General features: G+C 36.9%; 13 protein-coding genes. 10 read left to right on the top strand and 3 right to left on the bottom strand.

The annotated features are described in order from the left end of the window. Positions 1-72: 72 nt before the first annotated feature. From NFR27_RS05335 to NFR27_RS05290, 10 genes are all read left to right on the top strand, one after another. Complete coding sequence (locus NFR27_RS05335) at positions 73-936, top strand: methylenetetrahydrofolate reductase (protein ID WP_251441735.1); 864 nt, start codon at positions 73-75, stop codon at positions 934-936. A gap of 325 nt (positions 937-1,261) precedes the next feature. Beyond that, a complete protein-coding gene (locus tag NFR27_RS05330; protein ID WP_251441737.1) occupies positions 1,262-2,023 on the top strand; it encodes a ParA family protein in 762 nt (253 codons plus the stop codon). Further along, the gene (locus NFR27_RS05325) at positions 2,016-2,999 is read left to right on the top strand and encodes a ParB/RepB/Spo0J family partition protein (protein ID WP_251441739.1); all 984 of its coding nucleotides are present in this window, start codon (positions 2,016-2,018) and stop codon (positions 2,997-2,999) included. Before NFR27_RS05330 ends, NFR27_RS05325 begins: the two co-directional genes overlap by 8 nt. 40 nt (positions 3,000-3,039) lie before the next feature. Then, complete coding sequence (gene hydF / locus NFR27_RS05320) at positions 3,040-4,254, top strand: [FeFe] hydrogenase H-cluster maturation GTPase HydF (protein WP_251442446.1); 1,215 nt, start codon at positions 3,040-3,042, stop codon at positions 4,252-4,254. Between the two features lie 48 nt (positions 4,255-4,302). Further along, positions 4,303-4,824 carry a DUF4446 family protein gene (locus NFR27_RS05315; RefSeq protein WP_251441741.1) on the top strand — a complete coding sequence of 174 codons (522 nt, stop codon included), beginning with the start codon at positions 4,303-4,305 and terminating at the stop codon, positions 4,822-4,824. Positions 4,825-4,845: 21 nt separating this feature from the next. Continuing rightward, on the top strand, positions 4,846-5,817 hold the full coding sequence (locus NFR27_RS05310) for a M23 family metallopeptidase (RefSeq protein ID WP_251441742.1): 972 nt from the start codon (positions 4,846-4,848) through the stop codon (positions 5,815-5,817). 203 nt (positions 5,818-6,020) lie between these two features. Continuing rightward, positions 6,021-6,599, top strand: a complete 579-nt coding sequence (locus tag NFR27_RS05305) for a cob(I)yrinic acid a,c-diamide adenosyltransferase (protein ID WP_251441743.1) — start codon at positions 6,021-6,023, stop codon at positions 6,597-6,599. A gap of 139 nt (positions 6,600-6,738) precedes the next feature. Next, entirely contained in the window at positions 6,739-7,728 is a 990-nt protein-coding gene (locus NFR27_RS05300) for a hypothetical protein (RefSeq protein ID WP_251441744.1), read from the top strand. Between the two features lie 66 nt (positions 7,729-7,794). Further along, positions 7,795-8,169, top strand: a complete 375-nt coding sequence (locus NFR27_RS05295) for a GerW family sporulation protein (protein WP_251441745.1) — start codon at positions 7,795-7,797, stop codon at positions 8,167-8,169. 208 nt (positions 8,170-8,377) lie between these two features. Next, on the top strand, positions 8,378-8,827 hold the full coding sequence (locus NFR27_RS05290; RefSeq protein ID WP_251441746.1) for an OmpH/Skp family outer membrane protein: 450 nt from the start codon (positions 8,378-8,380) through the stop codon (positions 8,825-8,827). A gap of 116 nt (positions 8,828-8,943) precedes the next feature. Here NFR27_RS05290 and NFR27_RS05285 read toward each other — a convergent pair whose 3' ends face one another. The 3 genes from NFR27_RS05285 to NFR27_RS05275 form a co-directional block, all read right to left on the bottom strand. Continuing rightward, positions 8,944-9,231: a cupin domain-containing protein gene (locus NFR27_RS05285; protein WP_251441747.1), complete on the bottom strand. Its 288-nt coding sequence runs from the start codon at positions 9,229-9,231 to the stop codon at positions 8,944-8,946. A 258-nt stretch (positions 9,232-9,489) separates the two neighbouring features. After that, complete coding sequence (locus NFR27_RS05280) at positions 9,490-10,152, bottom strand: hypothetical protein (RefSeq protein ID WP_251441748.1); 663 nt, start codon at positions 10,150-10,152, stop codon at positions 9,490-9,492. A 2-nt stretch (positions 10,153-10,154) separates the two neighbouring features. Beyond that, positions 10,155-11,150, bottom strand: coding sequence for a DUF1858 domain-containing protein (locus NFR27_RS05275; protein WP_251441754.1), 996 nt, complete (start codon positions 11,148-11,150; stop codon positions 10,155-10,157). Between the last annotated feature and the right edge of the window lie 117 nt (positions 11,151-11,267).

The following is an 11,267-nucleotide window of genomic DNA, read 5'->3' as shown; positions in this document are numbered from 1 at the left end:
GTTATATATTAAGCTATATTTTATTAGAAAAGAGTAGATAGGAAATAGAGTTTAGAGAGAGTTGGGGATAGTATGGTAAGATCATTACGAGATAAACATAAAGTGGGTCAATTCACAATTACTGTTGAATTAGACCCACCTAAGAGTGCTTCTGTAACAAAGACGTTTAAGGAAGCAGCTCAATTAATTGATAAAGTTGATGCTATTAATATTGCAGATTGTCCGATGGCAAAATTGCGTATGAGTCCTATAGCTTTAGCTCATTTAATAAAATTCCGAGCCCAGATAGATACAATTTTTCACTTAACTTGTCGTGACCGTAATATTTTAGGTTTGCAAGCTGAATTATTAGGGGCGGCTGCCTTGGGGGTTAATAATATATTGACTCTTACTGGTGATGAGCCTTCACGAGGCGATCATCCTGAGGCAAAGGCTGTATTTGAAGTTGATTCCATGGGACTATTACAGATTGCCCATACATTAAATAAAGGTTTTGATTTAGCAGGTAATCCTTTAGATGAAGCCACTAATTTTTATATTGGTACTACCGGTAATCCTGGGGCGGACGATTTAGAAGAGGAAAAAGCTAAGCTTATTCGTAAAATAGAGGCAGGAGCCAACTTTATTCAGACACAACCTATTTATGATTTAGAGAAGGCAAAACGTTTTGTAGATATGATTTCGCCCTTAGGAGTGCCCGTGATGTTGGGCTTAATTCCTCTGAAAAGTTTTAAAATGGCAAATTACTTACATACAAAGGTGCCAGGCATTTCTTTGACGGAAGATATTTTAAAACGTATGGAAGAGGGTGGCAAAGAAGCGGGGTTAGAGATTGCCTTAGAAACATTATTGGAGATAAAGAACATTGCTCAGGGCGTTCATATTATGCCTCTTAATGATATTCAGACGGTCCTTTACCTTATTGATCATATATAAATTATGGAATTAAATTGAATATAATTTTATTAGTTTTTTCGTTCTTGTTAGCTTTTATTAGGTTTTTATTGATTTGCCTCCTTTAAAATATAAGTTTTAAGGGAGGCTAATTTTATAAATGTTTCACGTGAAACATTTATAAAATAGAATTGAAGGGGAAGAACGTATGAAAATTGATAAAGATACGATTGAAATTTGAAAAATTTAATGTTTCACGTGAAACATTTTTATTAAAACGGTGAAATTATTGTATTTTACAAGTTTTTATCTGGTGAGTATGGTATAATATTTTGTGTGTTTAATATTAAGAAACTGAGGTGAGCCTGTGGGAAAGATTATAGCAATTACTAATCAAAAAGGTGGCGTAGGAAAAACAACGACATCGGTTAATTTAAGTGCTTGTATTGCCAAATTGGGCAAAAAAGTTCTGCTTATAGATATGGATCCACAGGGCAATGCTTCGAGTGGTCTTGGTATTGATAAAGATAATTTAGATACTTGTATTTATGATGTACTAATTAATGGCATGGCTGTAGGAGAGGTAGTTGTTCCTACAGCTATTAAAAAGCTTAAAATTGCACCGGCATCGATTGATTTAGCTGGCGCTGGTGTTGAATTAGTTGGTTTACCAAAGCGTGAATACATTTTGAAAAAAGCTTTAAAATCAATTAAAGATGATTATGATTATATATTTATCGACTGTCCCCCATCCTTAGATTTGCTTACATTAAATGCTTTAGTTGCAGCTAATGGTGTTTTGATTCCTATACAGAGTGAATTTTACGCTTTGGAAGGGGTAAGCCAGTTGATGAATACTATTAATTTGGTAAAAAAATCCTTAAATGAAAAATTGGACGTAGAAGGTGTTTTATTAACCATGTTTGATGGACGTACTAATTTATCCATTCAAGTGGCTGATGAAGTTAAAAAATATTTTACGACCAAAGTATATAAGACAATTATTCCTCGTAATGTGCGTTTGAGTGAAGCACCTAGTTATGGTGAGCCGATTATTATTTATGATCCTAAGTCTAAAGGGGCCGAAGTATATATGAAGTTAGCGAAGGAGGTCTTGAAAAATGGCTAGAGATACTAAGAAAAAAGGTGGCCTAGGTAGAGGTGTTCTTTCGCTAATGCCACAAGCTGATGCTAAAGAGGTATTGGTTAGTGAGGAAATAAAAAATAAGCAAACCGGGCTAGTAGAATTAGCCCTGACAGATATTACACCAAATCCAAATCAGCCACGGCGTCATTTTTTAGAAGATGAAATGGCTACATTAGTAGAGTCAATAAAACAGCATGGCTTAATTCAGCCTATTGTGGTGAGTAAGCAGGGAGATATATATCAAATTGTAGCTGGTGAACGTCGTTGGCGGGCAGCTCAATTAGCTGGTTTTACCACTATTCCTGTAGTTATTAAAGATTACAGTTCAGAACAAATTACAGAAATTGCATTAGTTGAAAATCTACAGCGTCAAGATTTAGACCCTGTAGAAGAAGCGTATGCGTATAAGCGGTTGATGGAAACGTTTAAAAAGACGCAAGAGGAAATAGCTAGCCGTCTTGGACGAAGTCGTTCTCATGTGGCTAATATGGTACGTCTTTTAAATTTACCAGATTTTGTGTTGGTGGAATTATCGGTAGGAGATATTACTATTGGCCAAGCAAGACCTTTGTTAAGTTTAAAAAATAAAGAGTTACAGAAAGAAGCGTTGCAGTTAATTAAAGAGAAAGAATTAACGGCAAGACAAGTAGAAACTCTAGTTAAGAAGTTATTAGAGGATAAGCAGCAACAGGGACAAAAAGCTAAGCAAAACCCACATAATACAGCTGAATTACGAGCGATTATGGATCGTTTAAAGGTAAGTTTAGGTATGCCTGTAGATATAAAAGTAAAAGTAGGTAAAAAAGTACAAGGGAAGATGGAGATAGCCTTTAAAAATGAAGAAGAACTGGCTTATCTTATCGAATATTTAGAGGCCCAAGGGATGGGTGAAGTTAAGGGAGCTTCCCCTGCACACGATGAATCTGAGGATATAGGTTCAATTTCATTTCACGTTTAATGCGTATAATAGAGGCAGGTAGTAAGAAGCGATGACAACAATGGAACAAACGCCAAAAGCTAATAGAGTTCATATCGGATTTTTTGGACGGTGTAATGCAGGTAAATCAACCTTGATTAATATGTTAACAGGGCAACCTATAGCTCTTGTTTCTGATGTAGCAGGGACAACAACAGACCCAGTGAGTAAGGCTATGGAAATTTTGCCATTAGGGCCTGTTGTTATTACAGACACCGCAGGTGTAGATGATACATCAGAATTAGGTCCTTTGCGCATTGGTAAGACGAAAGAGTTATTGCCACGCATAAATATGGCGGTGTATGTGTTAAAAACAGATGCAGCACCTAGTGAAGCTGATATAGCTTGGCTTAGTTTGTTACAAGCAAAAAAAGTGACTACCTTATTGGTACTTAATGAAGTCGATGCCATTGATGGTGATACCTATATGGCGCAAAATGCTGATGTATTGCGTGATTTTAAGCTTCCTTATATAAGTGCAAATTTATTACATAAGGAGCAACAAGGGGCAATTTTAAATCAATTAGGCTCTATGCGACCTAAAGATCAAGAGGAACAGAGTCTATTAGCTGGCTTAGTAGAACCTCATGATTTAATTGTATTAGTTTGCCCTATTGATGCAGCGGCACCTAAAGGTCGGCTTATTTTACCGCAAGTACAAATGATTCGTGAAATTTTAGATGCTCATGGTATGAGTTTAGTTGTTCAAACGGAAGAAGTAGCAGCTTCGTTAGCTAAATTAGGAGTTAAACCTAAATTAGTTATTACAGATTCGCAGGCTTTTGAAGCCGTAGCGGCACAAGTGCCAGAGGATATTCCATTAACTTCTTTTTCAATTTTAATGGCCCGTTTTAAAGGGGATTTGAAAACCTTAGCAGCTGGTGTTAAAGCGGTGAAAGAACTAAAAAGTGGTGCAAAAGTTCTGATTAGTGAAGGTTGTACCCATCATCGTCAATGTGATGATATTGGTAGTGTAAAAATTCCACGCTGGCTTAAGCAAGCTGGTCATGAAAATTTAGACTTGCAATGGACTAGCGGTGGTGCATTTCCAGATGATGTACGGTCTTTTGATTTAATTATTCATTGTGGCGCTTGTATGTTGACTCGTCGTGAAGTATTGCGGCGTTTAGAAGTTTCACAAGAACAAGGTGTGCCAATTGTAAATTATGGCGTGCTAATTGCGTCATTACATGGTATACTAGACCGTGCCCTTAGTCCCTTTGCGGCTGAATTATAACATTGTAAATTCATTATATTCGTATAATTTAAAATAGAAAGGCAAATCATGTTAGAAAATATGCAACTTTGGATCGTCATTGGTGGCGGTTTATTACTCATTGTATTATTTCTTTATTGCCTCGTATTGCAGAGTAAAATAAATTCGCTTAGTAAACGATATGAATATTTTATGCGCGGCGAAAATGGCAGTAGTTTAGAACGGAAATTATCCGTGGAAATTAAAGAGTTGCGCGATGCTGCCGAATCCATTGAAAATTTATTTCAACAGCAACAAGCAATTCAAACAACACAACATAACACATTTCAAAAGATTGGCTTTGTTAAATATAATGCCTTTGAAAATATTGGCAATGATTTATCCTTTTCCGTTACTTTATTAGATGGAAATAATAATGGGATTTGTATATCTAGTGTATACGGTCGTAGTGAATCACGTATTTTTAGTAAACCTATTGTAAAAGGTAAAAGTTTGGCAAGCCTTTCACAAGAAGAAATGGAAAGTTTACAAGAAGCACTAGGTACAAAGAGTAATGAAGAAGCGTTGATTAGTGCTTCGGTGGTTAAATAAAAGATAGGATGTGGTGATAGTATGAAACTACCAGGCTTTTTGGCACAGCAGGTGCAAAGTCAGGGCGATTCGTACACGCTGCAAATGACTAAAAAACAATTTCGTTTAGTAGTTGGCATTATTGTTGCTATTGTAGTGGTAGCCCTTATATTTGGTATTTGGGGGATTTCACGACAAGCAGAGGTAATGCAACTTCGTCAACAAACACAATTGCAAACTGAACAATTAAAGTTATTGCAGCAAAAGACAGAAATTTTAGATAAGAAGATGGAATCTCTTGATCAATTAGACAAGGAGATTCGTCAAATGGTAAAGGGTTCTGAAAGCGGTACTATACCACAAGGTGGTGGGGAAGCTCAGACGCCTACGACAAGTAGTGATAAAGAAGAGCCTGGCGGTGCTAGTTCAGTAGCCGCAAGCTCTAATCCAACTTCAGTAACGAGTTTATCAGCTAAATTATCCCACTTAGATAGGGTAGCACAACAACGAATGGCTTCATTTTATATGTTGCGTAATATTTTACGTGATGGAGCGGGCCAAAATATTCGTGATTTGCAGTCTGTAGCGTTTGCTTCTAATAATCCTGGGGCTACAACTACAATGCCTTCAATTTGGCCAACTAAAGGGGTTATTACCTCTAGTTTTGGTGGTCGTGTTGATCCTGTATATGGTGGGGCAGCCACTCATGAAGGATTGGATATTGCTAATGATTATGGCACACCAATTATGGCAACAGCGGCAGGTACGGTTACTTTTGCTGGTAGTACAAGTGGCGGCTATGGTAATTTAGTTGAAATTGATCATGGCAATGGTTTCGTCACTCGTTATGGTCATACATCGGTGGTATTAGTGCATGAAGGTATGCAAGTAAAACAAGGGGATACGGTAGCTTTAATGGGGAGTACTGGAAAGAGCACCGGCAGTCATTTGCACTATGAAGTGAATATTAATGGTGTAGCGGTAGATCCTATGTTATTCTTGCCCATTCAATAATTAATAGTATGTATTTTAATTTCTATAGTGCCTTAAGGTGTTGTAAGAGATATTTAATTAGTAATTTAAAGCAATGAATGCTGAAGTCATGTAAAATGGGCATGACTTCAGCATTATTTTTTTGAAATATACCCTTTTTATATAACGCGAAACAAACAGATGTGGTAAAATAATAATATATGATTATATTGAGGAGGTCTATGATGAATACGTATGTGCAAGTCTATACGGGTGATGGTAAAGGTAAAACGACAGCAGCCATGGGTCTTGCTATTCGTGCTTTAGGGGCAGGTAAAAAAGTTTTATTTTTACAATTTATGAAATCTAAAGTATATAGTGAACATAATATTTTACCAAACTTACCAAATATGACCTTAGAAACGGTAGGTAAGCCGTTTTTCATTATTCAAGAAGGGGTAAAATCAAAAGAAGAATTAGCTCGCTGGGGTGATGAAGTAGTGGTATTTCCTGTAGGTAAGCCACCGGCAGATTATGTAGCATTAATCGCTAAAGGTATGGAGCGCGCTAAAGAAGCAATTTCCTCAGGTGAATATGATTTAGTAGTTCTCGATGAATATGTAATGGCTTTATTCTTTGATTTAATTACGCGAAAAGAGACAGAAGATTTATTGGCTCATCGTTCATCGAATACAGAAGTTGTATTTACAGGGCGAGGCGCCCCTGATTGGCTCATTGAAACAGCCGATTTAGTTACTTCTATGGAAGAAGTGAAACATTATTACCAACAAGGTGTGTTAGCACGTTTAGGTATTGAAAACTAAATAGAAGATTTTTTGATAAAATAAAGGATTTTCTTATTCTCATGGAGAATATTTAAAAGAATGCCTTTTTGAGGATAGAAGAAGTACAGCGGATATAGAGAAAACCGCAAAGATTGTAATAGGAGGGTAGGTGTTGCCTGTGACCGGATTAGCCATAGTGCTACTGGTTATTTTTATTCTGATCGTTGTTGCTATTTTTAACCCTATTAGCTATGCTGTAGAATTGGTGACTCGTAAGCCATATAAATTCCGCTTTTATATCCAATGGTGGGGTAAAATGTTCCGTATACATTTTATATATGAACAAGGTAAACCGTTTTTTAAAGAAGTATATATTTTGCGCAAAGCCAAATTAGGCGCTGTACGAGATTATGAAGATTGGCTATCTCGCCGTGTGGCAGAAGAAACGGAAGATCCTGATGAATCTAAAGTATATGAAGAGGAATTAGAGCCTTATCGGACACAAGTAGAAGAACCAACTACAGAAACCGTTAAAGTTGTTAAACAGGTTCGCTTTGATGCGGAAGGGAATCCCATTGAACGAATTGAAGAAACTATGGAGAAACCAATCAAATCTACCTTTGGTAGTAATGTTGAAAATCCATCAAAAACTGAGACGGAAACAGCTAATAAAGAGGTAGTGGCTACAGAAGATACAACAACAGAAGAAGCTACCGAAGCAAAAATTAAAAAAGAAGAAGACCCTCATAAACGTTGGTGGTTAAAACATGTGTTGAATGGTGCTTTGTATGAAAAGCTTTTATTAGTAACTAAACGTTGCTACAATCATTCTAAGCCACGTTACTGTCATATTGAAGGTCAATTTGGCACGGGTGACCCTTATAAAATGGGATTAACCGCTGCAGCTTTATATTCTATTTGGCCTGAAAAAATGGCGCATGTAGAATTGAGTTATGTAGAGCCAATTTGCAAAGGTAGTTTTGAAATTCGTGGACATATTAGCCCTGGTGTCTTAGCTTGGTATGGGACTTTATTTGCTGTATCTCAACCAGTACGAGCGTTATTAATTGATGCGGTAAAAGCTGGTTGGCGCTATCGCAAAGCGCAAAAAGCTAAGAAGCAAGCTGAGGCAAATACAGACGATAATGATAAAGCTATGGCAGCTTAATATTCAGAATAAAATAACGAAACCATAACTGGTGTGAAGTACACATGCAATATAAGGAGGATACTCATGGAAAATAAATGCACTTTTATTAAAGATAATTTGGAGCCAATTTTTGAAAAATTCAAAGATATGATTAAAGTAGAAACTGTGGTAGGTGAAGCGATTCAAATTGGCGATGCTACATTAGTTCCTTTTGTTGATGTAACTATGGGCTTTGGTAGCGGTGGCGCTGGTAAAGCTGAATGTGGCGGTGCTGGTGGCGGCGCTAAAATGGAACCTACAGCTATTCTTGTAATTAAAGGTGAACGTGTTGAACTCTTCAACATTAAAGGTTCTGCTAAATACAGCGGTTTTGATCGTCTTATTGGTATGGTTCCTGAAGTAATCTCTAAATTAAAGAAGGATAAATATATTTACATCAATGAAAATGATGAAAAATAAGAAATAATCTCCAATATTAATTAATTTTGAATAAAATTAATTCTTTCATGTGAGATTCATTATCAATAGGTAAGATGTATACATAGACAAAAATAAATGTGTAAAAAGAGAATTTATTTTGTCATGTATTGTAGTTTACTCACATTTTTGTTACTATAAAGAGTATAGAGTAATGTAGGCTCTAGATTTGTAAGGAGGTCTTTGGGACATGAATTTTAAAAAGAATCTTGCTGCTTTAGCAGTTATTGGAACAATTGGTTTGGGTGCAGCTAGCGCAGCTAACGTAGGCGTAGTTAATATGAGTCAAGTAATGCAATCTTACCCTGGTTATGGTGCTATTCAGATGCAGGCTCAAAAAGTTCAACAGGAATATGCGCCTAAACTTCAGAAATTAGAAACTGAAATTAATGCTATTAAAGATGAAAAAGCTAAACAGGAAGCTATTGATAAAAAATATGCACCAGTAGCTCAGAAATACAATGAAGAAATGAATAAAATCTTCGCTCCTGTAGATAGCAAAATCCAAGAAAAATTGGATCAAGTACGTGCTCAGAAAAACTTACCATTCATCGTAGCTAACCCTAGCGTAATCGTAAGCATCGAGCCAAACTCTACTGCTGAAAACATCACTGATGATGTAATTGCTTTGTTAAAATAATAGCAGTTAACAAATTGAATCAGTAAAGGGACTGCCTTAGGGCAGTCCCTTATAAAAAGAGAGCCAAGGATTTCCTTGGCTCTCTTTTGTTATGTATTGTTTTATAACTATGTATTTTATTCAGGTTTATTAATTAAAGTAACAACAAATTCGCTATCTTCTACTAATGTGGCTTGAATAAAGTTGTCACCATTAAATTGAAGTACCGTACCTGGTGTTAATATATGTTGTTCTTCTTGGTTAAGCTGTACATCTACTTTGCCTTTTACAACAGTAAAGACTACATTTGCTTCAGGATGGTTGTGGTTTTCAACTTTTTCACCAGCTTTACCACCTTTTTTTACTACGATAAAATTAGGACCTTGGAATAATAAACCTAAGTCGTTCTTTTCAGTACCTACCATGGGAATTCCTCCTTAGAGAATACAAAAAAATACTTGCCGACAGTACGTTGCGTTTCACACTATAAGGGAAAGGTAATTAGTAAGAAAGCGCAATGGGTCACCTGCCGGCAAGATATATATAAGTATGCTACAACAGTAAGGCATTATAGGTTTTTACAGGGTTTCAAACTATATGTTGCAGCATAACCTATATCGAAGGTAAATGGCCTCTTACGCTAGCTTACCAATAGCTATTAGATATGTATTTATAGACTTGTATTAGGCACGAACTACTTTATATTGTGGGAATTCGCCATCAATGAGTTCAACCGCAAATTTAAAATTGCTATCAGCGGCGCTAATAAAACCTTGGAACCAGGCTTGATAAGCGGCCATCATAAAAGTCTGATCAACACCAGCTTTGGCCCAGTTGGATTTTTGATTAGCATGACTACCTTCCCAAATAAATTCAGCATCTGTATCAGCTAATACGGTATCGCCACCATCACAAGGCATGCCATTGAGATAGTAATTTTGCATAATTTGGTATATTTCTTGAGGACGATGTTCACCATTGCCTAATTCGTCAGCAGCTACTTTACCACAAGCGGCCCCTTGGGTTACGAAGGCTGTTAAAATTGCTTCTTCTACTTCACTACCAGCACAGTCCAATAAATCTTTAATAAAATTTGCTTCTCGGACTGTAGCAATTTCTATTTGATTTTGTAACCAGCCATGAATATTATTATGGTCGATAATCATCTGTAAATTTCGATCCGCTGGAATTGGTTTGCCATATAAATCAAGAGCTACAAAATGAAGTTCATCAGCTAAATCGCCTACCGCTTTTTGCGCTTCTTCATACACTAATTGTTCGCGCTCAATAACGAGGCGAATTTTTTTATATAACCAAAAATGGATATGACCTAATACTGCTGACATGCTTATGCTCCTTTACGAATTTTTTCTAAACGACTTACTAATTCATCAACATCAAAACCATGGATAGAGGCGGCTTGCCATAATGGTTCTGACGTAGCGGAAGGACAGCCAAGGCAGCCCATACCAATTTCTTGGAGCGCTGGAATTGTATTTGGGTAAACTTCAATAATTTCACGGATGATAGAGTTTTCAGTAATTGGATCCCCTTGATTTAAGCCTTGAGCTCCTTTACTACCCATGCCAGGTAAGTTCACAAGTGGTTCGTTAGCATTTGGATTTGCTGCTGTAGCGCTTATTGTATTCACAGGGCTAGCTACGGCTTTAGCTCCATCAACTGGAGTAATATTGCCTAATACGGCTTCTTTAAACGCTTCAAGACCAATGCGGTCGATGAAGGCACCAATACGTTCAATATGAGCATTTTCTTTGTAGAAAGTCACCATACGGTCCACTAATTCAAGTACTTCTTTTTCAGTGGCTACTTCAGCGATTAAATCGCCAAATCGAGGATGAGCACCGGCACTGCCACCAGCGTATACTTGCCAGCCTTCAGCGGTACCAATAACGCCAATATCCTTAGTAATGGATTCAGAACAAGAGTTAGGGCAGCCAGATACGCCCATTTTCATTTTAGAAGGCATTTCTTGTGAAACATATAATTTATCTAATTTCATACCAAGACTAACGCTGTCTTGTTTAGCACGTTTACAGAAGGTTGTACCTGGGCAGATTTTTACGCTGCGTACACGATTAGATGTTGTATAGGCTGGTGCCATGCCGAGCATTTCCCAAGCTTTATCTACATCTTCTTGTTTTAAGTTAGTGATCATAATTCGTTGACCACCAGTAATTTTTAGTGTAGCTTTAAATGTATTGGCTACATCAATAAATTTTTGAAGCATTGCTGGTTGTACAAAACCACCAGGAATGCGTGGAGTAATAGCGTAACGGCGTTGTCCGTTACGAATGCGTTGTAAGTTACCTGCTACTTGAGCCATAATTCATCGTCCTTTCCCTTGACGGCGCTTCTTTACGAGCGCGTTACTTCTACGTATAATTAAAGAGTAGTGTATCATCTTGTGGGAACACTACTTCGTGTTTACATGTTCATTATA

It is taken from the genome of Veillonella intestinalis (genome assembly GCF_943192895.1).
GTDB lineage: Bacteria > Bacillota > Negativicutes > Veillonellales > Veillonellaceae > Veillonella_A > Veillonella_A intestinalis.
This window is presented reverse-complemented; position numbering and strand designations above follow the sequence as displayed.